Consider the following 24,827-nt stretch of genomic DNA (forward strand, 5'->3'; position numbering starts at 1 on the left):
GGCGCAATCGCAATGACCCGCCCCACCATCCTCGTCGTCGGCGGCACCGATTCCTCCGGCGGCGCCGGCCTTGCGGCCGACATCCGCACGGCCGCCGCCCATGGCGTCGATGCCCGGCTGGCGGTGACGGCGGTGACGGCGCAGACCGACCACAAAGTCGGCACGGTGGCGCCGATGCCCCCTGCCCTCGTCGCCGAACAGATCGCCTTCGCGCTGGAAGACGGCTGCGTCGTCGCCGTCAAGATCGGCATGCTCGCCGAGGCGGCGATCGTCGCGGCGGTGGCGGAGGCGCTGGCGGGCTTTGCAGGGCCGATCGTCCTCGATCCGGTGATCGCGGCCTCCTCCGGCGGGCTGCTGTTGAGCGAGGAAGGGACCGCCGGCCTGATCGAACGACTGTTGCCGATGACCACGCTGGTCACGCCCAACCTGCCGGAGCTTTCGATTCTGGCGAGCCGGGCAGCCGGCGGCTCGATTGCCGAGTATCCGGCGCCGGCCAGCCAAACCGGCTCGTGGGGAATGGGAGAGGCGCGGCCGCAGTCTCATACGGTTTCCGGCAGATCACTTCGTGATGCCGGAAACAAAGACGCTCATTCGCCCCGCGGGCTTGATACGAGCCCCGCTCTGATCGAGCAGATCTCGTATCACGGGATGTCCCGAAACGCCGCTCTCGTCCGCAGCCTTTTTGCGGCCGGCGCCGGGGCGGTGCTCGTCAAGGGCGGTCACGGCGACGGGCCCGACGCCGCCGACCTCTTCTTCCGTTCGGGCGAAACGGCGCCCCGCCGCTATGCGGCGCCGCGCCTCGACGTCGCCCTGCGCGGCACCGGCTGCATGCTGGCGACGGCCATCGCCTCAAACCTTGCGGCCGGTCTTGCCCTGGAAGACGCCTGCGGCGCGGCGAAGGACCACGTGCGCGCGCTTTTCGAGCGCGAAGCCGGACGCCGCCGGGGATAGTCCCCTCGGCAGCATGAAGGTCGCGCCTCGTCTCGTCTCGTCAGCGTGCCATCCCGTGATAGGCGCGGTTCGGCCGCATCTCGGTCGCCGAGGCGACGCGGTTCGACATGGCGAAGAAGCCCGCCGTCTGGGCGATGTCGAAGATCGCACGGTTGGAGAAGCCGGCGTCGCGCAGCGCCTGCCGGTCGGCCTCGACGATGGCGTCCGGCCGCTCGGTGAGCCTGGTGACGAAGTCGAGCATCGCCGTCTGCCGCGCGTCGAGGCCGGCGGCCCGCCAGTTCTGGGCGATCGTCTCGGCGAGCACCGGATCGCCGGAAAGCTCGCGCAGGGCGGCGCCATGGGCGGCGAGACAGTAGTGGCAGTGATTGATCGCCGAGACGACGACGGCGATCATCTCGCGCTCCAGCTTGGAGAGCTCGCTGTCCGCCAGCATCACCTCGTTGTAGAAGCGCGAGAACGCCTCGAGCTTCTTCTCGTCGAAGGCATAGGCGAGGAGGACGTTCGGCACCAGGCCGAGCTTTTCCTCGCATTTGTCGAAATAGGCTTTGGTGCGATCCGACAGCGGATCGGCAATCCCGAGACCGAGCGCCGTCACGGCGCCGTCGCCTGCATTGAACATTTGCAATCCCTCCACTGCGGGGGGCGCCTCGCAGAGCCGGGCCCCCTCCCCTATCATTGCTGCCACAAACCGGGGCGCGCGAGGAGGGAGAGGTCATGCAGAACGACGCGACAGGTAAGAAGGCCGCGCTGGTCGAGGCGGTCACGGCGGAACTCGGCAGCGAGAGCGCCGGCGCGAAGCTCGCGCCGCTCATCCTCGCCCGGCCGCCCGCCGAGGACCTCAAGGCCTTTGCGCCGGAGGCGCTCGCCGCCGCGGCGAGGGCCGGGGCCGAGGCCCTCGCCGCGCACCGCAAGGGCCGGCCGCTGGTCTGGATCGACCGGCCGGAGGCCTTCCGCCGCAACGGCGAGCCGCAGGAACTCGTCACCGTGGTCTCCGACGACATGGCCTTCCTGTTCGATTCGCTGACCGCCGAGATCGCCGAGCGGGCGAACGAGATCCACTACATCTCGCATCCGATCATCGACGTCGAACACGCCGCCGACGGCAGCCTCGCCAATTTCTCCGCCTCGCAGCCCGGCGAGGCGACGCGGCCGGGGACCCGCCGCACCAGCCTCATCCAGTTCGCCGTCGACCCGATGGCCGGGGGCGAGCCCGGCTCGGGCCTGTCGGAGGCGCTGGAGCGGATCCTCGCCCAGGTCGGCAACGCCAACCGCGACTTTTCGGCGATGCGCGAGCGCGTCAGCCGCGCCGTCGAGGCGCTGGAGGCGCGGGCGGGCAGGCTCTCCGAGAGCGAGCGGGCCGGGGTCGCGGAGGCGGCGCGCCTTCTCGCATGGCTGCGCGACGACAACTTCATCTTCCTCGGCACCTGCGACTACGACTATCACGGCGAACGCGACGGCGAGGTGCTGGAGCGGCGCCAGAACGAAGCGCTCGGCATCCTCTCCGACCCCGACATCCGCATTCTCGGCCGGCCGGGCCGGCCGATGCTGACGACGCCCGAGATCCGCGCCTTCCTGAAGGCCCCGGCGCCGCTGATCGTCACCAAGGCGAACGCCCGCTCGCTCGTCCACCGCAGGGCCTACATGGACTATGTCGGCGTCAAGCAGTACGACGAAGAAGGGCGGCTGACCGGGGAACTGCGGATCGTCGGCCTGTTCACCTCGACCGCCTACACCCGCTCGATCCTGACCATCCCCTATGTCCGGCTGAAGGCGCAGACCGTCATCGACGCCTCTGGCCTCCGGCCGGAGTCGCATTCCGGCAAGGCGCTCCTCAACGCGCTCGAATCCTATCCGCGCGACGAGGTCTTCCAGATCGAGCCCGAGCTGCTCGAACGCTTCGCCGCGACCGTCGTCGAGCTCGGCGAACGGCCGCGGGTGCGGGTGCTGCCGCGGGTCGACAAGTTCGACCGCTTCGCCTCGATCATCGTCTACGTGCCGCGCGACCGCTACGATTCGCGGCTCCGGGAGCGCATCGGCCACCTCCTCGCCGAGACCTATGACGGCCACGTCTCGGCATACTACCCGGCCTTTCCCGAGGGGCTGCTGGCGCGCGTCCACATCATCATCGGGCGGGCCGGCGACCCGACGCCGGAGGTCGACGTCGAGCGGCTGGAGGCGCGCATCGCCGAGATGGCGAAGAACTGGGAGGACGAGTTCGTCGCCGCGCTCGGCCGGTCGGGAGCGCCGAGCCACCACCAGCGCTTCGCCAGCGGCCTGCCCGGCAGCTACCGCGACAGCGTCGCGCCGGCCGAGGCCGTCACCGACGTCGCGGTGATCGAGCACCTCACCGACGAGGAGCCGCTATTCGTCGACTTCTACCGCCGCGACGGCGATTCCACCGACACGGTGCGGCTGAAGATCTACCATCTCGGCCGGGCGGTGGCGTTGTCGACGCGGGTGCCGATCCTCGAAAACATGGGCTTCGGCGTCGTCTCGGAACGCACCTTCCGGCTGGTGCGGCCGGACGGCGATCCGGTGCACCTCCACGACATGGACCTCGTCCGGGCGACCGGCGGCCGAACGATCCCCCTCGATGACGGCGGCAAGGCGCTCGAAGACGTGTTCGGCGCGGTCTGGCGCGGCCGCATCGAGAACGACGGCTTCAACGCGCTGGTGCTCGAGGCCGGCCTCGACTTCCGCAAGGCCAACGTCCTCAGGGCCTATTCCCGCTACCTGCGCCAGGCGAACCTCTCCTATTCGCCGGACTACGTCGCCAGCGCCCTGGTGCGCCACGCGGCGATCAGCGCGATGCTCTGGCGGCTGTTCGAAACCGCCTTCGATCCCGAAAGATCCGGCAGCGACGGCGACGACGCCTCGCTGATGAGCGAGAAGGCGGAGGACCGCCAGCACCGGCGGGCGGTGCTGCGCGGCTGCGCCGACGTCTATGGCGAGATCCTCGACGCTCTCGACGTCGTCGATTCGATCGACGACGACCGGATCGTCCGCCGCTTCCTCAACGCGATCCTCTCGACGCTGAGGACCAACTATTTCGCCGTCGACGGGATTTCGGCGGTGCCGGATTCCGAGCCGGGCCGCGTCGAGCCGGCGCTCGCCTTCAAGTTCGATTCCGGCGCCGTCGAGGGGCTGCCCGCCCCGGTGCCGTTCCGCGAGATCTTCGTCTTCGACGCCCGCGTCGAGGGCGTCCACCTCAGATTCGGGCCGGTTGCGCGCGGCGGCCTCAGATGGTCGGACCGGGCCCAGGACTTCCGCACCGAGGTGCTCGGCCTCGTCAAGGCCCAGCAGGTGAAGAACGCCGTCATCGTGCCGGTGGGGGCGAAGGGCGGCTTCTATCCGAAACGGCTGCCGGATGCCGGCCAGCGCGACCAGTGGTTCGCCGCCGGCCGCTCGGCCTATGTCGTGTTCATCGCCTCGCTGCTTTCGATCACCGACAACATCGTCGGCGACGCGGTCAGGACGCCGCCGCGCGTCCGCCGCCACGACGGCGAGGACCCCTATTTCGTCGTCGCAGCCGACAAGGGCACGGCGACCTTCTCCGACACCGCCAACGCCATCGCCCAGTCCAAGGACTTCTGGCTCGACGACGCCTTCGCCTCCGGCGGCTCCGCCGGCTACGACCACAAGGCCATGGGCATCACCGCCCGCGGCGCCTGGGAGGCGGTGAAGCGGCATTTCCGCGAGATCTCGCGGGAGAACGGCGCCGACGGCGCCTGGGACATCCAGAACGAGCCCTTCACCGTCGCCGGATGCGGCGACATGTCCGGCGACGTCTTCGGCAACGGCATGCTCCTGTCGAAGAAGACCCGCCTCGTCGCCGCCTTCGACCACCGCGACATCTTCATCGATCCAGACCCCGACCCCGAGGCCTCGTTCCAAGAGCGGAAGCGGCTGTTCGACAAGCCCCGCTCCTCCTGGCAGGACTACGAGCGGGCGAAGATCTCGCATGGCGGCGGCGTGTTCTCGCGGCGCGAGAAGGTGATCCACCTGTCCGACGAGGCGGCGCGGGCGATCGGCTTCGACCGCAACGAGGGAACGCCGACCGAGATCGTCACCGCCATCCTGAAGGCGCCTGTCGACCTGCTCTGGTTCGGCGGCATCGGCACCTATGTCCGCGCCTCCAGCGAGAGCAACGTCGACGTCGGCGACCGCTCCAACGACGCCCTGCGCGTCACGGCAGCCGAGCTGCGGGCGAAGGTCGTCGGCGAAGGCGCCAATCTCGCGGTGACCCAGAAGGGCCGCATCGAGTTCGCCCGGTCCGGCGGGCGGATCAATTCCGATGCCATCGACAACTCGGCCGGCGTCAACACCTCCGACGTCGAGGTGAACATTAAGATCGCGCTCAACGGCGCGATGGCCGAGGGGCGCCTGACCCGCGACGACCGCAATGCGCTGCTTTCCGCCATGACGCCGGAAGTCGCCGAGCTGGTTCTCGAAAACAACTACGAACAGACGCTGGCGATCTCGCTGGAAAAGCGCGAGGGGGTCTCCGCCCTGTCGCTGCAGGCGCGCTTCATGAGCGTGCTCGAAGCCGCCGCCCTGCTCGACCGGGGGGTGGAGAACCTGCCCTCGGAGGCGACGATCGCCGATCTCAGGAGCACCGGCCAGGGCCTCACCCGCCCCGAGATCGGCGTCCTCCTCGCCTATGCCAAGATCACGCTGTTCAACGAGATCGTCGCGAGCCGCCTGCCGGACGATCCCTATCTCGAGGACCGGCTGCACGACTATTTCCCGGGCCCGATGCGCCGCGACTTCACCCGCGACATCAAGGGCCACCGGCTCGCCCGTGAGATCATCGCGACGGTGCTCGCCAACGAGATCGTCAACCGGACCGGACCGACCTTCGTCACCACCGTCAAGGAATCGACCGGCAGTTCGGCCGCCTCGGTTGTCGAAGGTTTCGTCGCCGCCAAGGACGGCTTCGACATCCGCGACCTCTACGAGCGGGTCGACGGGCTCGACGGCACGCTTTCCGGCGAGGTCCAGAACGGGCTCTATCGCGAGATCGGCACCTTCCTGCGCCGGCTGACGCTCTGGTACGTCCTCAACGAACCGTTCGGCTCGGGTCTGACCAGCGTCGCCGTCGAGACCCGCGACGCGCTCGGCCAGCTGAAGGGCCGGCTGCGGGAGATCGCCTCGGAGGCCGCCAGGGCGGAGGCCGAGGAGCGGGCCGGCGGCTGGACGCGCCACGGCGTGCCGGGCGACCTTGCCGAAGACATCGCCATGCTGCCGCTCGTCGCGCTCATCCCGGACATCGCCGCCGTCGCCCGCGAGACCGGGCGGCCGCTCGACGCGACGGTCCAGAGCTATTTCGAGATCACCCGGCTGTTCGAGATCGGCCGGCTCGAGGCGGCGCTGTTCCGCTACGATTCCAGCGACTATTTCGAGACCCTCGCCCTGCAGCGGGCGGGCAGCCAGATCGCCCGCGCCCGGCGGCAGCTGACGACGGCGACGCTGAAGAGCGGCGAGAGCGCCGAGGCCTGGGTGCAGGAGCGGGCCGCGACCGTCGACCGGGTGCGCGCGCAGCTGGTGGCGCTCGCCGGCAGCGGCGAGACCTCCGTCGCCCGGCTCACCGTGGCGGCGGGTCTGCTGTCAGACCTCGCGACGCAGGTCTGACGGCGGCCGGGCCATAAGCATGATCCCGAGAAGCGGGAACCGGTCTTCGGAAGAGATCATGCGGAAACAGGAAGATGGAGCGGGAGGATGAGCGAAGCTCATTTCATCCCGCCTGATCAAAACGGATATTCTTGGGCCGGCGCCGATCGACGGCGCCGGCGAGATGGTCACTTCTTCTTGTCGCCCGACTGGGGCGCGGCGAACTTGCCAGGCGTCGGCGCGGGCGCGGCGCCCTTCGCCTTCTTGTCGGCCTTCGGCTTGCGGACTTCCTTGTTGCTGCGCATCTGACCCTTGGCCATTGCACCGACCCTTCATGAGGTTGCGATGAGCGGCGGTAGCACGGCGCGCGAAGAAAGACGCGGAGATTCTTGCTCCGCGGCCCGAATCGACACGGGCATCTTCGTCGATCCCCTGCCCGTCGTCCCGGAACCGCATCTTGACCAAGCCTTGCAAAGTCTCGACGCGCAGGCCGGGCCGTTCCGTCTGCCTGCCGACGAGCGCGCTTTTCAAGCTGTTGCGCCGGCACGTGGCCGAAGGCGGGCCCTCCGCATGCCGCGTCACACGGTTTCCGGCAGATCACGTCGTGATGCCGGAAACAAAGACCCTCATTCGCCGCGCGGGCTCGATACGAGCCCCGCTCTGATCGAGCGGATCTCGTCTCAGAGGGGACCGCGCCAAGCGCCGTCCGCGCGGCAGTGGCGAGGCTTGCGACGCAGGTCTAGACGCATATACTGTTCTTTCCGCAAGGGAATGTGGAAGGACGATCGATGCCTCATGCCGGATGGTCGACCCCGACCGCCTTCGCGACAATTCTGACGGCCGCGGCCGCCCTGCAATTCCTGATGGTCGGAACGGTGCCGGTTCGCGCTGCCGAGGAGGCCGGCCTCACCCTCCGCACGGCGCAGGTGCCGACGGGAAATCCGGGCAACCTCGCGCCCGACGTCGCAGAAGCGATGACCAGCGCGCTGCGCGCGGCGGCCGGGGGTGGCGGCGGCGGCTGCCCGGGCGGCGTGCCGCCCAAGGTGACGGTAAGCGAGGCATCGGGCGATCTCGCCGAAAAACTGCGCGAGGCCGGAAGTCCGCGCGAGGCGGATCTGTCCGCCCTCGCCGCCGGGGAGCCGGACGGCGGGCTGCTTCTCGCCCATTCTCTCGCCGGGACGGGCTATGCCGACGGGTATACCGGCCTTGCCAAGATCGCGGCGGAGCTCCGCTACGGCCTTTTCGACGGCGAAAGCGGACGCATGCTCGCGCAGGGTTCGAGCTTTTCCCAGGATCTCGACGGCGGCGAATGCGATCCGGCAGGCCTCTCCGAGAAGGCATCCGAAGCCGACAGGAAAGCCGCCGCAGCCTGTTTCGAGGCAGCGCTCGCATCGCACTATCCGACGCTCCTCGGCGACCTGCCGGCAGAGATCGTCGCGGCGGCCACCTGCCCGTCGCTCGCCACCGGCCCGGTCGTCGTCGTCGCCGTCGACGGCAAGCCGAAAGCGGCGCTGCGCGCGATCTATTACGAAGACGCGGTGCTGGACGGCATGCGTAGGGTCGCCGCCGGGCTTGCGGCGAGCTTCCCGAAGATCACGATCGTCGCGGCCGACGGCGCGCTTGCCGATCGCTTCGCGCGGGTCGGCGACGACGCAAAGACCAGCGAGGCGGACATCGCGGCCGCCGCGGCGACGCTCGAAGGGCGGGCCGACTATCTCCTCGTCCAGGTGCCGACCGCCGGAGCCTCGGCCGATCAGTTCACCGGCCTCCTGCAGCTCGAGGCGGCGATCGCCTTCAAACTCTACGACGTCAAGACGAAGGAATTCGTCGCGGACGGCACGTTCGAGGCGTCCGGCGTGTCCTTCACCGGCTGCGCCGCCGACACCAACGGCAGGGAGGCGCTGGATATCTGTGTCCGGCACTTCGTCGCCGGGACGCTGCAGACCCTCGCCAGGAAGACCGCCGAAAGGGTCGTCTTCACGCTGATGCCGCGTTCAACGGCGAAATGACAGCCGCCCCGGGCCCGCGGTCGGCAAGGACCGCGGCAGCATAGGGGATAAGGTCCTGCCGACGCCCGCCGCCGTTTCCCCGCCGTTTCGCGGCCTTTCCGCGTTCCCGCTACCCGGTCGGAAGATCGGACCGAAGAGGATCGCGAAAACAGGGCCGTGAGAAACGGGTCGTGAAAATCGGGATTGCCCGCCGGCCGCTCCCTGCCTATTCGTCCGCCGGGGGCTCTTCCTGGAGGGGACGCGAGATGGCCGAGGCTGAGACGGACGCGCCGCGCCGGGGCGGATCCGCGCTGCGCCGGCCCGGCGTCTGGGGCTGGATGGCCTTCGACTTCGCCGCGCAGCCGTTCTTCACCGTCGTCATCACCTTCGTCTTCGGACCGTATTTCGTCTCGACGCTTGCGCCCGACCCCGCCACCGGCCAGACCTGGTGGAGCCTCGCGGCGACGCTCGCCGGCGTTCTCGTCGCCTTCGGTTCGCCCTTCCTCGGCGCCGTCGCCGACCGGGCGGGCCCGCGAAAGCCCTGGCTCGCGGGATTTGCGGCGATCAAGATCGTCTCTTTGTCGCTCATGTGGTTCGCCGCCCCCGGTTCCTCCATCGCGCTCGCCGCGCTCCTCGTCGTCCTTGCGACCGTCGCGGCGGAGTTCTCGATCGTCTTCAACGACGCGATGATCCCGCGGCTTTTGAAGAACGAGGAGATCGGCCGGATCTCCAACGTCGCATGGGGCCTCGGCTATGTCGGCGGCATCGTCTTCCTCGGCGCGGCGCTCGCCTTCCTCGCCGGATCGAAGGAGACGGGGCTGACGATCCTCGGCCTCGTTCCCGCCTTCGGGCTCGACCCGGCCACCGGCGAGGGCGCCCGCGCCACGGCGCCGCTCGCCGCCCTCTGGTACCTCGTCTTCATCCTGCCGATGTTCTTCCTGACGCCGGACCGGCCGAAGGGCGAGCCTGTGTCGGCGGCGATCCGCCAGGGCCTCGGCGACCTCGCCGCGACGCTGCGCGAAATCCGCGGGCGGCGGGCACTCTTCGGCTTCCTGATTGCCCGGATGATCTACCAGGACGGCGTCAATGCCCTCGTCGTCCTCGGCGGCGCCTTCGCCGCCGGCATGTTCGGCTGGTCGATCACCGAGAGCGGCCTGTTCGGCATCATCCTCAACGTCACCGCCATCTTCGGCTGCTTCGCCGCCGGCGTCCTCGATGCGAGGCTCGGCTCCAAGGCGGTGGTGGTGGCGGCGATCCTCTGCCTCAGCGCCGCCACCGTCGGCATCGTCTCTACGAGCCCACAGTCGAGCCTCTTCGGCCTCCTGCAATTTGCGCCGGCAGCGGACGGCGGCGGCCTCTTCGCCAGCGGGGCCGAGAAGAGCTACATCGTCTTCGGGCTGCTCATCGGCCTCGCCTTCGGGCCGATCCAGGCCTCGTCGCGATCCTGGATGGCGAAGTCCGTCAGCGCCGAGGAGGCGGGCCGCTATTTCGGCTTTTACGCCTTCATCGGCCGGGCGACCTCGTTCCTCGCCCCGGCGACGGTGAGCGCGGCAACGGCGCTGGCGGCATTGAGCCTTTCGCCGGTCGCAGCCTCGCGGGTCGGCATGGCGAGCCTCGTCGTCTTCTTCGTCGCCGGCCTCCTGCTTGTCGCAAGGACGCCGGGGCCGCCGGAGGCCCGCCTCTTACGGCGCGCCGCCGGCTGAGGCCGCTCGCGACGAGACCGAGGCGTCACGCCGAGGCGGCCGCCGCGGCGCTGAGGCGCGCAAGCGCCTCGCCGCCCCCCTTCAGCCGGTGCTCGAGATGCCGGGAGATGGCGCGCTTGGCCTCCTCCCGCAGGCCCTCCGTCGCCGTCAGGATCTCTCTGGAACGCAGAAAGTCGAGGACGCCATAGGCCGAGACCGGCGGGCGGAACAGCAGGCTCGGCGGCGAGACGATCAGCTTGGCGTCGATGATCGACTGCATGGTGAGCTGCGAGGCGCCGATCATCGCCTGCACCGGCGTCGGCACCCGGCCCTTGTCGCCCTCCGGGCCGCCGTTCACGTCGACGGCGATGGTGACGTCGGCGACGTCCTTCAGCCGGTCGAAGGGCAGCGGATTGTAGATGCCGCCGTCGACGAGCAGCCGGCCGTCGCGCCGCACCGGACGGAAGATCGCCGGGATCGCCGCCGAGGCGGCGATGGCGCTGCGCAACTCGCCGCTGTCGAGCTCGCATTCGGCCCGGGCGTAGAAATCCGTCGCCATGACGCCGAGCGGGATCGCCAGCTCCTCGAAGGTCAGAGGCACGTCCGGCGGCATGAAGGCCATGATCACCCGGCGCGCATTGAGCTGGCCGATGCGGAAGCCGCCGTCGGCGAGGAATTCCTGCAGCGAGACCGGCCGCGTCTGCCACAGCCGGCCGATGACGATGCGCGGCGAGGTGAAGCAGTCGAGCATGTAGGCGCGGATGTCGCGCGCCGGCATGCCGCTCGCATAGCCGGCGCCGATGACCGCCCCGATGGAAGAGCCGGTGACGCGCACCGGCTTCAGCCCGAGGTCGTCGAGCGCCTCGAGCACGTGGATGTGGGCAAGGCCGCGCGCGCCGCCGCCACCGAGGGCGATGCCGATCCGCAACGGCCGCCGCCTCAGGAGGCCGCCTGACCGACCGTGACGACGGTCGGCCGGGCGTCGAGGAGCTTCTTCGCCGCGGCCTTGACGTCGTCGAGCGTCACCGCGTCGATGATCGCCTGGCGGCGGTCGATGTAGTCGGTGCCGAGATCGTCGAGCTGGATGCCGACGAGGGTCTGGGCGACGGCGAGCGAGGAGTCGAGATTGCGCACGGCATAGGAGCCCTTCACATAGGCCTTGGCCTTGTCGAGTTCCTCGGACGTCGGCCCTTCGCTCGCCATGCGCTCGATCTCCTTGCGGATGATGTCGACGGTCTGGGGCGCGGCGTCGGCCCGGGTCGCGGTGGCGATGCCGAGAAGCCCCGCATGGTCGTAGGTCGCGAGAAAGGACGTCGCGCCATAGGCGAGGCCGCGCTTTTCCCGGATCTCGTCATAGAGCCGCGAGGTGAAGGAGCCGCCCCCGAGCACGTGGTTCATCAGATAGGCCGCGAAGAAATCGTCGTCGGAGCGCAGGACGCCGGGCGTCGCGACACGGATCTGCGTCTGCGGCACGGCGAGATCGACCGAGACGTCCTTGCCCATGACCGGCGTCGCCATCGGCACCGTCGTCAGCTGCGCCTTGTCCGCCAGCCCGCCGAACACCTGGTCGAGCCGCTGCTTCAGCTGGTCCGGGGTGATGTCGCCGACGACGCCGACGACGAGGTCGTCCTTGGCGAAGACCTTCGAGCGGAAGCTTTCGAGGTCGGCGGCGGTCACCGTCGCCAGGGTTTCGGGCGTTCCCTCCTTCGGCCGCGAATAGGGATGACCGGCGAAGACGGTCTCGCGGAAGGCCTTGGAGGCGATCTCGCCGGGATCGTTGCGGTCGGCGATGATGCCGGTGACGATCTGGCCGCGGATGCGGTTCACCGGCTCCTCGTCGAAGCGCGGCTTGGTCAGGGCGAGGGCGAGCAGGTCGAAGGCGTCGTCCTCGAAGTCGGTGATCGTGCGGAACGAGCCGGTGAAGTTGTCGAGCCCGGTCTCGAAGCTCATCGAGACACCGAGATCGTCGAGCTTCTCCTGGAAGTCGGCGCTCTTGATGTCGCCGGCGCCCTCGTCGAGGAGGCCGGTCAGAAGGTTGGCGAGGCCCTCCTTGCCGGCCGGATCCTGGGTCGAGCCGCCGCCCTTGAAGGCGAAGTTGACGGCGATCAGCGGGTTGGAATGGTCCTCGACGAGAAGGGCCTTGATGCCGCCGGGGCTCGTCACCTCCTGGATGTCGACCGCGGCGGCGGGCACCGGGGCGAAGGCGAGGAGACCGAACGACGCGGCGGCGAGAAGCCCCTTGAGCGAGGCGGAGACGGCTTTGATGGTCATGGCGGAGCTTGCGGACTTTCGAAAATTCGAAACGGGGAGCGTCACGAGCGCGACGGGGCGGCGGCTGCCGGCGCGTCGCTCTCGGCGTCGGCGGCGGGCTTCGTCTCGCCGCTGCCGGAGGCGGCGGCGAGCGGGGCCTCGGGCTTCAGATAGCCGGTGACCGAGCGCTCCGGCCGCAGATACTTCTTCGCCACGGCATCGACGTCCGCGACGGTGACCGCCTCGATGCGCTCCGGCCAGGTCTCGACGTCCTTCAGGCTGCGGCCGGTCGACAGCGCCGCGCCGACGCGCCGCGCCATCGCCGTCTGGCTGTCGCGCAGATAGATCATGTTCTTCCTGACGCGGTTCTTCGCGCGGTCGAGCTCGGCCTCGGTGACGCCGTTCTTCCGGATGTCGGCGATGGCGGCGTCGATCGCCGTCTCGACGTCGGCGAGCGTCGCCTCGCCGCGCGGCATGCCGTAGACGCCGAACTGGCCCTCCTTCAGCGCGGTGCCGGAATAGAAGGCGCCGGTGCCGGCGGCGATGCCCTTTTCGACGACGAGCGAGCGATAGAGCCGCGAGGTGGTGCCGCCGCCGAGGATGTCCGACAGGACGTCGAGTGCCTCGGCCTCGCCCGGCTCGGCGATGGTCTCGCCGGGGACCAGATAGACCCTCTGCATCGAGGGCTGGGTCACCTTCGCGTCGGTGAGCGTCACGATGCGGGCGGCGAGCGGCTCGGGCTCGAGCGCCCGCTCGCGGGTGCCCGGATCGGCACGGCGCGCGACCTTGCCATAGGTCGATTGCGCCAGCTTCCTCACCTCGTCGGCGGTCACGTCGCCGGCGACGAGGAGCGTCGCGTTGTTGGGGGTGTAGTACTTGTCGTAGAAGGCGATCGCATCGGCGCGCGAGAGCTCTTCCATCTCCCGGCGCCAGCCGATCACCGGAATGCCGTAGGGGCTGTTCTGGAACAGCGCCGCCTGCACCGCCTCCTGCAGCTGGGCGCCCGGATCGTTGTCGATGCGCATGCGCCGCTCTTCGAGGATGACGTCGCGCTCCGGCTTGACCACCGCGTCGGTGAGGACGAGGTTGGCCATGCGGTCGGCCTCGTAGCCCATCACCATTTCCAGAGCCGAGGACGGAACCTGCTGGTAGTAGCCGGTGTAGTCGTCGGTGGTGAAGGCGTTCTCCTGGCCGCCGATGTCGGCGACCGCGCGGGAGAACTCGCCCTCGGGATGGGTCTTGGTGCCCTTGAACATCAGATGTTCGAGGAAATGCGCGATGCCGCTCTCGCCCGGCGCCTCGTCGGCGGCGCCGACGTGGTAGTAGACCATCTGGGTGACCACCGGCGCGCGGTGGTCCGGCAGCACGACGACCTGCATGCCGTTGTCGAGGGAAAATTCGGTGATCCGCTCCTCGACCGGCTTGTGGTCGGCGGGCGTGCCGGCAACCTCGTCCGACTTGACGGTGGCCGGTGCCTCGGTTTTCGCCTCGCTGGCTTTTTCGGTCTTCGTGGCGCCGTCGGCAAAGGCGCCTGCCAGCGGAACGAAAGCGAGAGCGCCCGCGAGGGCGGTGGCCGAAAGGGCCCGCATCGCCTTGGTCATCTTGTTGGTTGTCCTCGTTTCCTCGAATGGTTTTCCGGCCGGGACTATGCCGCAGCCGGGGCGGCGTGACCACTTACGCTTTCGTCAGATCGCGGCTTCGCGCCGGCGAAGCACGGCCCGGCGCGGCGCCCGCGCGCCGATCGTTCGCGTCGCGATGCTTCGTTCTGACGCGGCAGCATGGCGAGTTTATGGGAGACGCTGCGACCGGCTCGCCGTGAGGAACCTCAAGGTGGTCATGCCCATCGACCGCTCGTCGACGAGTTCGAAGCCGTCCGGAAGCTCGAAGGCCGCCTCCGCCGCCTCCTCGACCACCGCAAGCGCGCCCTCCTTCAGCCAGCCGCCTTCGAGGGCCGAAGCCAGCGCCGCCTCGCCGAGCCTCTTTCCATAGGGCGGGTCGGCAAGGAGGAGGTCGAAGGGCTCCATGGTGCCCGGAACGCCGAGCCGCGTCGCGTCGCGGCGGAAGATCTTCGCCCGGCCGTTCAGGCCGAAGGCCTCCATGTTGGCCCGGATCAGCCCCCGCGCCTCGGCATCCTCCTCGACGAACAGGCAGAAGCGGGCGCCGCGCGACAGGGCTTCGAGGCCGAGCGCGCCGGTGCCGGAGAAGAGGTCGAGGACGCGGGCGCCGACCACATCCACGTCCGGCCGGTGGGCGAGGATGTTGAACAGCGTCTCGCGGTTGCGGTCGGTGGTCGGGCGGATGCGGTCGCTCTTCGGCTCGGCGAGCCTGCGGCCGCGGAATTCGCCGGCGACGATGCGCACCGGTCAGCCCTTCTTCGGCCGCTTCGGGCCGGACGTCTTGTCCGCTCCGCCCTTCGGCTTTCCCGGGCCGCGCCGCTTGCCCATGCGCTGCGTCGGATCGAGCGCCCGCGCCTTGGCCGGCCGTTCCGCCTCGGCGGCGGCTTCCGCCTTCTTCGGCCCGACGGGCCGTCCGCCGGGAGCGATCCAGACGTTGGAGAGCCGCCGGCCAGCACCGGCGGGCCTCTGCGGCGCGGCCTCCGCCTCGGAAAAGCGCCGGTCGCCGCGCTTGCCGGGACCGCGGGGCGCCTCGCCGCCGCGAACCATGTCGTCGCGATCGCTGGCGCGGCGCGGCTTCCACGGCTTTGACGCATCGCCCGTGCCGCGCGGGCGCAGGCCCTCGCCGGCGTCGCGGGCCTTGCCGCGGCCGCCGCGCTCAACACCGGGCGAACGGCCGGGCCGCTCGCCGCGCCCTGCCCCGCTTCCGCGCTTCTCGCCGCCGCCGCGTTCCTGCCGGTCCGGACGGGTGTCGAGCCGCTCCAGCGCCTCCTCGCGCTTTTCCTCGCGCTGGCGCTTGCGGTTCGGCTGGGTCTCAGAACGCGGCTTCTTCTTTGCGTCCGCGCCGGCGCCGCGCGGCGCCTTCTCCGCCTCGACCGGCCGGTTGGAGAACGGATTGAGGATCGGCGCGTCGAAATCGGCGCCGGCCTCCTCGATCAGGCGGGGCCCGAGCTGGTCGCGCAGGGTCTTGCCGTGGATCTCGCGCACCGCGCCCTCGGGCAGGTCGGCAAGCTGGAACGGCCCGTAGGATAGCCGGATCAGGCGGTTCACCTCGAGGCCGAGATGGCCGAGGACGCGCTTGACCTCGCGGTTCTTGCCTTCGCGCAGGCCGAGGGTGAGCCAGACGTTGGAGCCCTGGACCCGGTCGAGGCTCGCCTCGATCGCGCCGTAGAAGACACCCTCGATGGCGATGCCCTCCCGGAGCTCGTCGAGCCGCGCCTGGTCGACCTCGCCATGGGCGCGCACCCGGTAGCGCCGCAGCCAGCCGGTCGCCGGCAGTTCCAGCGTGCGGGCGAGACCGCCGTCATTGGTGAGGAGCAGCAGCCCCTCGGTGTTAATGTCGAGGCGGCCGATCGACAGCACCCGCGGCATCTCGGCCGGGAGCTTCTCGAAGACGGTCGGCCGACCTTCCGGGTCGCGGTTGGTGGTGACGAGACCGGCCGGCTTGTGGAAGAGCCACAGCCGGGTGCGCTCGATCTGCGGCAGCGCCTCGCCGTCGACGGTGATCCGGTCCTTCGGGCCGACGTCGAGGGCCGGGCTTTCGAGCACCGCGCCGTTCACCGCGACGCGGCCCTCGGCGATCATCGCCTCGGCGTCGCGGCGCGAGGCGACGCCCGCCCGGGCGAGCCGGCGGGCGATGCGCATGGTGAGCTGCGCCTCGCCGGCGGCATCGAGCGCCGCCGTCTCCGCGCGCGGCTTGCGGGGCGCGGAAGCGTCGCCGCGGCCGCGCGGCGGCCGCGCCTCGGCGCGCCGGCCCTCGCCGGCATCGCGTCCGCCGCGGCCGGCGGCCTTGCCGTCGCGACCGGCCCGCCCGGCATGTTCGCCGCCTTCGGAACGCTGTGCCCCGTCGCGGCGCGGCCGGCGGGTATCGTCGCGACCGCCGGCGGCCGGCCGGCGCTTGCCGTCGCGCGCCGGGAAGCGGTCGCGCTGCGGCTTTGCGGCGGGATCGTCGCCTCGCCTGTCCCCGGCTCTGTCGCTCGCCAGCGGACGGGCCCGACGGCCCGTCTCGCCTTCGCCGGTGCCGTCGGCGTCGTGGCTGCGGCGGCCGTAGCTCCGCGGCCTGCCGCCCCGGTCGTCGCCGGATGCCCCGGCATGGGAGTGCATACCCCGGCTCTTCGGGCTGAAGGGCTTGCCGGCGCCGCGGCTGCGGAACGGCCGCTCGCCCCGATCCTCGCCGCCCTGAACGCCCTGACCTTCCTCGCCGCGCGGACGAAACGGGCGCCGCTCCTGGCGCTCGCCGTCGCCGGAGCGCTCGCGGCCGCGCCTGTCGCCGGCACCGTTCGAGGCAGCCGCCCCGCGCGGGCCCCGCCGCTGCTTGAAGCCGGAGCCGTCCGCCGCGCCCTCGCCGCGTTCGCGCCGCGGCTTGCCGGCACCGCCGGAGTCCTGGCGGCGGGGCGCCCGCCCCTTCGCAGGACGCTCGCCGCTTTCCCGGCGCGGTCCGCCGCGCGGGCGCGAGCCGCCCTTCTTCTGGCCGGGCCCCTCGCCGGTCTTCTCGTCATCGCTCATCGTCAGGCTTTCACTGCTTCGCGGCGTCGACGGGTGCTTTGCCCGGACGCTGCGTCTTCCCAGAAATTCGCTTGTCCGGTCCCTGCCGGGAGCTTCGCGCCGCCGCGAGAAGTGCCGCGCCCCGCACGATGCCGCGACGAAGATCCGGACCCTTCGCGGCTTTCGCCGTCGCTGCCGGGTGCTATAGCAAGGCCTCGACCATCGGGTAAGAGCGACATCACATGCCGCGCCGCAATTTCATGGATCTCGCTCTGCAGGAGGCCGAAGGTGCGGCGGCGCGCGGCGAGGTGCCGGTCGGCGCGGTGGTCGCCTGCGGGGACGCGGTCGTCGCCGCCGCCGGCAACGAGACGATCGCCCGGTCGGACCCGACGGCCCATGCCGAGATCGTGGCGATCCGCATCGCCTGTGCGGCGCTCGGCAGCCAGCGCCTCGGCGCCTGCGACCTCTACGTCACGCTGGAGCCCTGCGCGATGTGTGCGGCGGCGATCTCGTTCGCGCGGATCCGCCGGCTCTATTACGGCGCAGCCGACGAAAAGGGCGGCGCGGTGGAGAACGGGCCGCGCTTTTTCGCCCAGCCGACCTGCCACCACGCGCCGGAGGTCTATTCGGGGATCGCGGCGACGGCGAGCGCCGCGCTGCTGCGCACCTTCTTCGCCCGAAGGCGATGAGGCCGGACGGCTCCCGGCCTCGGCGGAAGGACGGTCAGAAGGGCAGGAGGTTGCCGAGCTTGTCGAGGAAGCCCCCGCCATTGCCGCGCAGGCGACGCTGCTTGGCCTCCTCGTCCTCGCCCGGATCGCCGACCGGGGCAGAGGCGGCGGGCTCGCGATATTTCAGCGGCGGCTCGCTCAGATATTTGCGCTGCGTCGGGCTGCCCTGCTTCTGCTCGGCGATGCGCTTCTTGATCAGCTCGCTGCGGCTTTCCATCTGGTCAGGCGGAAGCACGCCGGCGTCCCTGCCGTTCTTGCGGAAATTGTAGGTGCCGCCGCTGGTGCGGTCGAGATATTCCCGCGTGACGCCTTCCTTGTTCTTGGTGGCGAATTCGGCCGGCAGCGGCCCGTCGCCCTGATAGGCGGCGGCCTGGATGCGCGCCGAGCGCTCCTCCGGCGATTCCGGCCAGCTCGGGTCGCCCGTCGTGTTGCGCGCCACCTGCGGCTGCGGCAACACGGCGGTGTTCTCCGGCTTCACCAGTTCGGGGCGTGGCGTGTAGGCGATCTTCTGCTTGCCCTCGGTATCGCCGAGCGAAACGAAGTTGTTGAGATCGTCGAACAGCGTCTCGCCCTGCGACTTGCCGGTGCCGTAGGTCGGGCCGAGGCAGCCGCCGAGCGACAGGCACCCGGACAGGAGAACGGCTGCGGCGACGCCCCTCCGGGCGGTAATCGGCATCATGGCGATACGTCCCCCTCATGCGGGCGGCAGGGCCGTCTTCCGGCGGTGCCGCTTGGAACCCCTCGATTCCGCCGAGATCAACGGACGGGCCGGCCCCCTCATCGGAGCCTCGCCGCCCTCATTCGGCGGAGCGCACGGACGAGAACGCCCTGCGCCGCGTGGCCGGCCCCGTTCCCCCTTCGAACGAGCCCAGCCGGATTTTTGCATAGGCGGAACTTCGCCGAAGGCCAAGTCCGATTCCGCAAGCTTCGTCCGCATCGCACGGGAATCCGGCAAATTCCGGGCGCATGGTTGCGAAACCACGGCAAATTCGCCGGCCGGCGGCCCGGCTCTTCGCCGGGCCCAGCGCGATGCCCGGCCACGATCGCCTGCACCCCCCGCGCGGCAGCCTCAGGCAGCCTCAGGCGGCGAGGCGCCCGGCGGCCTTCAGCTCGCGCAGCGCCTTGGCGTCGCGGGCGGAAACGTCCGGGAACTCGGGATCGGCACCGACGTCGCCGGTGATCTTCCACGACCTGGCGCATTTCGCCCCTTCGGCCTTGGCGAAGACGACGGCGACGCCCGGAACGTCGGCGAGGGTGAAGGCGCCCTCCGGCGCGGCCTCGCCGGAGATCTCGATCCCAGACGTGATGCAGATCTCGGCGAAGTCGGCGGCTGCGACCAGCGCGCGGGTCTCGGCGTCGGCGACGTGGACCGTCGGCCAGGCCTCGAGCGAGGAGCCGATCACCTTGTCGCGGCGCTTTTCCTCCAGCGCGCCCATGACGACGCGGCGCACCCGCCGCACCGCCTGCCAGCGGGCGGCGAGCGCCTCGTCGCGCCAGGCGGGATCGACCTCGCGGAACTGCTCGAGATGCACCGACACCGCCTCCGGATGCCGCGACAGCCAGGCTTCCTCCATGGTGAAGGGCAGCATCGGCGCGAGCCAGGTGACCAGATGGTCGAACAGGGTGCGCACCACCTGCAGCGCCGCCTTGCGCTTTACCGAGGAGATCGGGTCGCAATAGAGCGCGTCCTTGCGGACGTCGAAATAGAAGGCCGAGAGCTCGACGACGACGAAATCGAGCAGGGCGCGGGAGATGCGCTTGAAGTCGAAGGCGTCGTAGCCCCTGGTCACCACCTCATCGAGCTCGGCGATCCGGTGCAGCATCAGCCGTTCCAGCTCGGGCATGTCGGCGTGAGCCACCTCGTCGCCGGTGTCGTGGGCGAGCGTGCCGAGCATCCAGCGGATGGTGTTCCTGAGCTTGCGGTAGGAATCGACGTTTGTCTGGAGGATCGTCTTGCCGAGTCTCAGATCCTCGGAATAGTCGGACGAGACCACCCAGAGCCTCAGGATGTCGGCGCCGGACTGCTTGATCACCTCCTGCGGGGTGACGACGTTGCCGAGCGACTTCGACATCTTGCGGCCCTCCTCGTCCATGACGAAGCCATGGGTGAGGACGGCGTCGTAGGGCGCGCGGCCGCGCGTCCCGCAGCTTTCCAGGAGCGAGGAGTGGAACCAGCCGCGATGCTGGTCGGAGCCTTCGAGGTAGAGGTCCGCCGGCCATTTCAGATCCGGACGCTTTTCCAGGCAGAAGGCGTGGGTCGAGCCGGAATCGAACCAGACGTCGAGGATGTCGCGGACCATGGCCCACTTCTCGCCGTCATGGCCGTTGCCGAGGAAGCGCTCCTTGGCGCCCTCGGCGAACCACGCATCGGCGCCCTCCTCCGCGAATGCCTTGAGGATGCGCTCGTTCACCGCCTCGTCCTTCAGGACGTTGCCATCCGCGTCGGCGAAGACGCAGATCGGCACGCCCCAGGCCCGTTGGCGGGACAAAACCCAGTCCGGCCGCTCGGCGATCATGCCGCGCAGCCGGTTCTGGCCCGACGCCGGGACGAAGCGGGTCTCGTCGATGGCGGCAAGCGCGCGATGACGCAGGGTATCTTCGGTCGATGGAGAGCCGATCTCCCCCCTTGTGGGGGAGATGCCCGGCAGGGCAGAGGGGGGTGCGCCAAGCGCCGATCCGCCAGAAGGTTGCGCCGAGGCGCCCCCCTCTGTCGGCTTCGCCGACATCTCCCCCGCAAGGGGGGAGATCGGCGCCGCGCCCTCCAGCCCGTACCCGCCGAGATCCCGGTCCATATGCACGAACCACTGCGGCGTGTTGCGGAAGATCACCGGCTTCTTGGAGCGCCAGCTATGCGGATAGGAATGCTTCAGCCGGCCGCGGGCCAGAAGATTGCCGGCGGCAATCAGCGCGTCGATGACCCTCTTGTTGGCATCGCCCTTCTTGCCCTTGTCGTCGATGACGCGCGCCGGCCCCTCGGGCGCATCCGGCCCGAAGCCGGGCGCGTCCTTGGTATAGAAGCCGTCGTCGTCGACGGTGAAGGGGATGGCCGTGTCGATGCCGCGCCGTTCGAGATCGCGGCGCATCTCCATCCAGGCGTCGAAGTCCTCGCGGCCGTGGCCGGGCGCGGTGTGGACGAAGCCCGTGCCGGCATCGTCGGTGACGTGATCGCCGGCGATGAGCGGGACGGGGAAGGCATAAGGCACGGACGATGACGCGCCGATCTCCCCCCTTGAGGGGGAGATGCCCGGCAGGGCAGAGGGGGGTGCCTCGGCACCGCCCCTACCCCCCTCTGTCGGCTGCGCCGACATCTCCCCCGCAAGGGGGGAGATCGGGCGCCACGCCTTGAGAGGGTGATCGACGACGAGGCCGCGGAGATCGGCGGCAGGGACATCGGCGACCTTATGCCAGCCGCCTTCCGGCAGGCGCGCCTTGGCGAAAACGTCGGCGGCCAGCGCGTCGGCGAGGACGTAGCGCTCGCCCTCTTTCGCCCAGCGCGGATTCTCGGCGTCGTCCGGCGCGGTCACCTCGTAAAGGCCGTAGGCGATGCGATCGGAAAAGGCGATGGCGCGGTTGCCGGGGATGGTCCAGGGCGTCGTCGTCCAGATGACCACCGAGGCGCCCGCCAGCGTGCCTTCGCCGCGAACCGGAAACTTCACCCACACCGTATCCGACTCGTGGTCGTGATACTCGACCTCGGCCTCGGCGAGTGCGGTCTTTTCCACCACCGACCACATCACCGGCTTGGAGCCGCGATAGAGCTGGCCGGACATGGCGAACTTCAAGAGCTCGCCGGCGATCACCGCCTCCGCACCGTAGGCCATGGTGAGGTAGGGATCCTTGAAGTCGCCCTCGACGCCGAGGCGGCGGAACTCGCCGGCCTGGACGTCCACCCAGTGTTCGGCATAGGCGCGGCATTCCTTGCGGAACTCGATCATCGCCGCGGCATCGCTGAGGTCCGGCTTCTGACGTCCCTTGGAGCGGTAGTTCTCCTCCTCGATCTTCCACTCGATCGGCAGGCCGTGGCAGTCCCAGCCGGGCACATAGTTGGCGTCGTAGCCGCGCATCTGGAAGGAGCGGTTGATGACGTCCTTGAGGATCTTGTTCAGCGCGTGGCCGATGTGGAGATTGCCGTTGGCATAGGGCGGCCCGTCGTGGAGGACGTATTTCGGCCGTCCCGCGGAGGCCTGCCGCAGCTTGCCGTAGAGATCCATGCCGTTCCACTTGTCGAGCCATTCCGGCTCGGCCTTGGGAAGGCCGGCGCGCATTGGGAATTCGGTCTCTGGCAGGAACAGCGTCTTGGCGTAGTCCACCGTGCCGGCGGAGGCAGCGTCGGAAAGTCCGGTGTCGGTCGTCTTGTCGGTCATCTGGGGTACCGTGTCGTTCGCCGCAGAGAGGAAGGCGGCGCAGGAAATCCGCGTCGGGTGCGAGAAGGCAAAGCGTCCCGGCCCTTCGACGGCTCGCAGCGAGCCGGTCAGAAGGCCGGGCGGCTAATTCGCAAAATGGCGTGGCGTGCGCGCGTTCCCGACATGGGCGCTGGCTTTAGCAACTCGGCGGAACGAAGGGAAGAACGAGAATCGGCGCAGCGCCGGCAGGGTGCGGTGTCCGGCAACTCGAATCGCTCATTGCCGCAGCGAAAGCCGCATCTATCCTTCTTCCGGTCCCCGGCGCTTCCGTCGCCGGCCCGGAAAGGCTCGCCATGCCGGCCCTCCTGCGCTTTCTCCTGCGCAACGCGCTGATCGGCTTTTCGGCCGCGGCGATGCTCGTCGCGGCGATGGTGGTGACCGACACGGCCGGCTTCGGCACGGTGATCCGCCAGTCCGACATCGGCCTCATCGCCGCGGCGCTATCGGTCTATTTCCTCGGCCTGACCTTTTCGAGCGTCCAGATCGGCATCGCGCTGATGACCGGCCAGGCGACGCCGGACGACGACGTCCGGCAGCGCCGCCCCGCAAGGCCATCCGCCGGCCGGCATCGCTGAGCGGAAGGGTGCAAGGCGCCGTGACCGAAGCTTCGGCAGGTCAGAAGGCCATCCGCCGGTCGAGGTCGCCGAGCGGCGCGGCGCCGGCGAGCGCGGCCCTGGCCTCGGCACTGTCGCGGTCCATCTGGGCGATCAGCGCCTCGACGCTGTCGAACTTCTTCTCGCCGCGCAGGCGCTCGAAGATCGAGACGGCGATCGTGTCGCCGTAGAGATCGCCGGAAAAGTCGAACAGGAAGGTCTCGAACAGCGCCGCGCCGTCGTCGAAGGTCGGGCGGCGGCCGTAGCTCGCGACGCCGTCGTGGAGCGAGCCGTCGGCGCGGCGAAGCCGGACCGCATAGATGCCGAAGCTCAGCATGGTCTCCGGCTGAAGCGTGACGTTCGCCGTCGGATAGCCGAGGGTGCGGCCGAGCTGCGCGCCCCGCTGCACCGTGCCTTCGATCGTCCAGCGATAGCCGAGGAGCGCCGCGGCGCCGGCGACGTCACCCTCGCCGAGCAGTGCGCGGATGCGGCTCGACGAGATGGTCGCGCCGCCCGCATCCGTCCTCGCCGGCACCAGCGTCGCGCCGAAGCCATGCCGCTCGCCGGCGGCGACCAGCGTTTGGGGCGTCCCGGCGCGCTTGCGGCCGTAATGGAAGTCGAAGCCGGCGACGACGTGCGCGGCCCCGAGACAGTCGACGAGGACGGATCTGACGAAGTCGTCCGGCTCGATCCCCGCGAAGGCCCGGTCGAAGCCCTGCTCGACCACCGCGTCGAAGCCGAGCGCCGAAAGCAGCCTTGCCCGCACCGGCGCCGGGGTGAGCCGCGGCACCGGATGCTGCGGATCGAAGACGCTGCGCGGATGCGGCTCGAAGGTCAGGCAGATCAGCGGCCTTTCCTCCGCCTCCGCGATCTCCCGGGCGGTGCCGAGCACCGCCTGGTGGCCGCGATGCACGCCGTCGAAATTGCCGATGGCGACGACACCGCCGCGCAGCCCCGCCGAGACCGTTCCGGCGGACAGTCTTGCGATGCTGCGGCCGCTGCTCATCCGAGCGCCGCCATGAAGTAGTTCGCCGAAAGGCCCTTTTCCGCCAGCACGCCGCCGACGGCCTGCGGATCTTCCGGCGTGTCGCCGAAGTCCTGGCCGTGGATGCCGCCGGTGATCAAGAGGACGTCGAGCCCGGCGTCGTTGGCGCCGCGGATGTCGGTCGCGAGCCCGTCGCCGACCGCGAGGATCCGCGCGCCCTCCCCGACGCCGGCGAGCCGCAGGGCCTCGGCGTAGATCGGCGGATAGGGCTTGCCCGCCATCGCCACCGCGCCGCCCTCTTCCTCGTAAGCCCTGGCGATCGCGCCGGCGCAATAGATCAGCTTCTCGCCGCGATGGACGACGATGTCGGGGTTGGCGCAGACCATCGGCAGGCCGTTGCCGCGGAAGCCGGACAGAAGCTCGCGATAGTCCTCCGGCGTCTCGGTCTCGTCGTCGAAGAGGCCGGTGGCGACCACCGTCCGCGCCGCGGCGGGATCGTCGACGCGCTCGGCCGAGATCCCCCCAAAGAGGTCGACGTCGCGCTCGGGACCGATGTGGAAGAAGGGCGGCGTCGCCCGTTCGATCAGCGCCCGCGTCACGTCGCCGGAGGTGACGATCGCGTCATAGGCGCTTCGTGCGAAGCCGAAACTGTCGAGCTGCGCGACGACGCCCTCGGCCCGGCGCGGGGCGTTGGTGATCAGCACGACGGTCGCGCCGCCGTCGCGCGCCGCGGAAAGCGCCCGTTCGGCCGCCGCGTGCTTTTCGAGGCCGTTGTGGACGACGCCCCAGATGTCGCAGAGGACCGCGTCGTAGCCGGCAGCAATTTCGGCGAGACGGTCGATCCGGCGGGGGACGATGGTGGCGCGGTCCTGCATTCTTCGGTCCGGAAAATCGGGGTTGCGGGCTTGAATCTCGACCCGAGGCGATAGAGATGGGGGCGCAAGCGGTCAAGCAGCCGCCGGATCGCGGCGGAGCGCACGGGACCTTGCAAAGCCGTTGCGGACGCGCGGCGAGCCGCGGTTCGGATCCCCGGATCCGG

General features: G+C 70.1%; 17 protein-coding genes. 6 read left to right on the forward strand and 11 right to left on the reverse strand.

All coding sequences use genetic code 11. The features are described from left to right. The first annotated feature begins 12 nt into the window (after positions 1-12). Complete coding sequence (gene thiD / locus J1C47_RS09480) at positions 13-951, forward strand: bifunctional hydroxymethylpyrimidine kinase/phosphomethylpyrimidine kinase (RefSeq protein ID WP_207350519.1); 939 nt, start codon at positions 13-15, stop codon at positions 949-951. A 40-nt stretch (positions 952-991) separates the two neighbouring features. Here the strand turns inward: thiD and J1C47_RS09485 are convergent, their stop codons facing one another. After that, positions 992-1,570 (reverse strand): peroxidase-related enzyme, encoded by a 579-nt coding sequence (locus tag J1C47_RS09485; protein WP_207350520.1) that lies wholly within the window; start codon positions 1,568-1,570, stop codon positions 992-994. 95 nt (positions 1,571-1,665) lie between these two features. Between J1C47_RS09485 and J1C47_RS09490 the strand changes: the two genes are divergently transcribed. Further along, positions 1,666-6,582 (forward strand): NAD-glutamate dehydrogenase, encoded by a 4,917-nt coding sequence (locus J1C47_RS09490; RefSeq protein ID WP_207350521.1) that lies wholly within the window; start codon positions 1,666-1,668, stop codon positions 6,580-6,582. Between the two features lie 167 nt (positions 6,583-6,749). Here the strand turns inward: J1C47_RS09490 and J1C47_RS23995 are convergent, their stop codons facing one another. Next, positions 6,750-6,881, reverse strand: coding sequence for a hypothetical protein (locus tag J1C47_RS23995; RefSeq protein ID WP_281065499.1), 132 nt, complete (start codon positions 6,879-6,881; stop codon positions 6,750-6,752). A 468-nt stretch (positions 6,882-7,349) separates the two neighbouring features. On the opposite strand from J1C47_RS23995, the gene J1C47_RS09495 reads away from it, so the two are divergent. Both J1C47_RS09495 and J1C47_RS09500 read left to right on the forward strand, forming a co-directional pair. Then, a complete protein-coding gene (locus J1C47_RS09495; protein WP_207350522.1) occupies positions 7,350-8,570 on the forward strand; it encodes a hypothetical protein in 1,221 nt (406 codons plus the stop codon). A gap of 245 nt (positions 8,571-8,815) precedes the next feature. Further along, positions 8,816-10,252: an MFS transporter gene (locus tag J1C47_RS09500; protein WP_207350523.1), complete on the forward strand. Its 1,437-nt coding sequence runs from the start codon at positions 8,816-8,818 to the stop codon at positions 10,250-10,252. A 25-nt stretch (positions 10,253-10,277) separates the two neighbouring features. Here the strand turns inward: J1C47_RS09500 and J1C47_RS09505 are convergent, their stop codons facing one another. From J1C47_RS09505 to J1C47_RS23705, 5 genes are all read right to left on the reverse strand, one after another. Next, positions 10,278-11,159, reverse strand: coding sequence for a patatin-like phospholipase family protein (locus J1C47_RS09505; RefSeq protein ID WP_245396471.1), 882 nt, complete (start codon positions 11,157-11,159; stop codon positions 10,278-10,280). Positions 11,160-11,170: 11 nt separating this feature from the next. Then, complete coding sequence (locus J1C47_RS09510; protein ID WP_207350524.1) at positions 11,171-12,502, reverse strand: M16 family metallopeptidase; 1,332 nt, start codon at positions 12,500-12,502, stop codon at positions 11,171-11,173. A gap of 41 nt (positions 12,503-12,543) precedes the next feature. Continuing rightward, the gene (locus J1C47_RS09515; RefSeq protein WP_207350525.1) at positions 12,544-14,082 is read right to left on the reverse strand and encodes a M16 family metallopeptidase; all 1,539 of its coding nucleotides are present in this window, start codon (positions 14,080-14,082) and stop codon (positions 12,544-12,546) included. Positions 14,083-14,268: 186 nt separating this feature from the next. Then, a complete protein-coding gene (gene rsmD, locus J1C47_RS09520; protein ID WP_207350526.1) occupies positions 14,269-14,841 on the reverse strand; it encodes a 16S rRNA (guanine(966)-N(2))-methyltransferase RsmD in 573 nt (190 codons plus the stop codon). 3 nt (positions 14,842-14,844) lie between these two features. Continuing rightward, positions 14,845-17,100, reverse strand: a complete 2,256-nt coding sequence (locus J1C47_RS23705; RefSeq protein WP_245396472.1) for a pseudouridine synthase — start codon at positions 17,098-17,100, stop codon at positions 14,845-14,847. Between the two features lie 221 nt (positions 17,101-17,321). Here J1C47_RS23705 and J1C47_RS09530 point away from each other — a divergent pair, with 221 nt between their 5' ends. Beyond that, positions 17,322-17,768 carry a nucleoside deaminase gene (locus J1C47_RS09530; RefSeq protein WP_207350527.1) on the forward strand — a complete coding sequence of 149 codons (447 nt, stop codon included), beginning with the start codon at positions 17,322-17,324 and terminating at the stop codon, positions 17,766-17,768. 34 nt (positions 17,769-17,802) lie between these two features. On the opposite strand, the gene J1C47_RS09535 is transcribed toward J1C47_RS09530, so the two are convergent. Both J1C47_RS09535 and J1C47_RS09540 read right to left on the reverse strand, forming a co-directional pair. Next, a complete protein-coding gene (locus J1C47_RS09535) occupies positions 17,803-18,486 on the reverse strand; it encodes a hypothetical protein (protein WP_207350528.1) in 684 nt (227 codons plus the stop codon). A gap of 400 nt (positions 18,487-18,886) precedes the next feature. After that, positions 18,887-22,171, reverse strand: coding sequence for an isoleucine--tRNA ligase (locus tag J1C47_RS09540; protein ID WP_207350529.1), 3,285 nt, complete (start codon positions 22,169-22,171; stop codon positions 18,887-18,889). Positions 22,172-22,503: 332 nt separating this feature from the next. Between J1C47_RS09540 and J1C47_RS09545 the strand changes: the two genes are divergently transcribed. Further along, positions 22,504-22,785 carry a hypothetical protein gene (locus J1C47_RS09545; protein WP_207350530.1) on the forward strand — a complete coding sequence of 94 codons (282 nt, stop codon included), beginning with the start codon at positions 22,504-22,506 and terminating at the stop codon, positions 22,783-22,785. Positions 22,786-22,825: 40 nt separating this feature from the next. On the opposite strand, the gene J1C47_RS09550 is transcribed toward J1C47_RS09545, so the two are convergent. After that, positions 22,826-23,809: a bifunctional riboflavin kinase/FAD synthetase gene (locus J1C47_RS09550; protein WP_207350531.1), complete on the reverse strand. Its 984-nt coding sequence runs from the start codon at positions 23,807-23,809 to the stop codon at positions 22,826-22,828. Then, positions 23,806-24,663 (reverse strand): TIGR01459 family HAD-type hydrolase, encoded by an 858-nt coding sequence (locus tag J1C47_RS09555; protein ID WP_207350532.1) that lies wholly within the window; start codon positions 24,661-24,663, stop codon positions 23,806-23,808. Before J1C47_RS09555 ends, J1C47_RS09550 begins: the two co-directional genes overlap by 4 nt. Positions 24,664-24,827: the final 164 nt, after the last annotated feature.

The organism is Jiella sonneratiae (genome assembly GCF_017353515.1).
Classification (GTDB): Bacteria; Pseudomonadota; Alphaproteobacteria; order Rhizobiales; family Rhizobiaceae; genus Jiella; species Jiella sonneratiae.

Excerpts from the sequence above, each read along its gene's own strand:
- thiD (WP_207350519.1), top strand. The coding sequence starts at position 13 with ATGACCCGCCCCACCATCCTCGTCGTCGGCGGCACCGATTCCTCCGGC.
- J1C47_RS09485 (WP_207350520.1), bottom strand. The coding sequence starts at position 1,570 with ATGTTCAATGCAGGCGACGGCGCCGTGACGGCGCTCGGTCTCGGGATT.
- J1C47_RS09490 (WP_207350521.1), top strand. The coding sequence starts at position 1,666 with ATGCAGAACGACGCGACAGGTAAGAAGGCCGCGCTGGTCGAGGCGGTC.
- J1C47_RS23995 (WP_281065499.1), bottom strand. The coding sequence starts at position 6,881 with ATGGCCAAGGGTCAGATGCGCAGCAACAAGGAAGTCCGCAAGCCGAAG.
- J1C47_RS09495 (WP_207350522.1), top strand. The coding sequence starts at position 7,350 with ATGCCTCATGCCGGATGGTCGACCCCGACCGCCTTCGCGACAATTCTG.
- J1C47_RS09500 (WP_207350523.1), top strand. The coding sequence starts at position 8,816 with ATGGCCGAGGCTGAGACGGACGCGCCGCGCCGGGGCGGATCCGCGCTG.
- J1C47_RS09510 (WP_207350524.1), bottom strand. The coding sequence starts at position 12,502 with ATGACCATCAAAGCCGTCTCCGCCTCGCTCAAGGGGCTTCTCGCCGCC.
- J1C47_RS09515 (WP_207350525.1), bottom strand. The coding sequence starts at position 14,082 with ATGACCAAGGCGATGCGGGCCCTTTCGGCCACCGCCCTCGCGGGCGCT.
- J1C47_RS23705 (WP_245396472.1), bottom strand. The coding sequence starts at position 17,100 with ATGAGCGATGACGAGAAGACCGGCGAGGGGCCCGGCCAGAAGAAGGGC.
- J1C47_RS09530 (WP_207350527.1), top strand. The coding sequence starts at position 17,322 with ATGCCGCGCCGCAATTTCATGGATCTCGCTCTGCAGGAGGCCGAAGGT.
- J1C47_RS09535 (WP_207350528.1), bottom strand. The coding sequence starts at position 18,486 with ATGATGCCGATTACCGCCCGGAGGGGCGTCGCCGCAGCCGTTCTCCTG.
- J1C47_RS09540 (WP_207350529.1), bottom strand. The coding sequence starts at position 22,171 with ATGACCGACAAGACGACCGACACCGGACTTTCCGACGCTGCCTCCGCC.
- J1C47_RS09545 (WP_207350530.1), top strand. The coding sequence starts at position 22,504 with ATGCCGGCCCTCCTGCGCTTTCTCCTGCGCAACGCGCTGATCGGCTTT.
- J1C47_RS09550 (WP_207350531.1), bottom strand. The coding sequence starts at position 23,809 with ATGAGCAGCGGCCGCAGCATCGCAAGACTGTCCGCCGGAACGGTCTCG.
- J1C47_RS09555 (WP_207350532.1), bottom strand. The coding sequence starts at position 24,663 with ATGCAGGACCGCGCCACCATCGTCCCCCGCCGGATCGACCGTCTCGCC.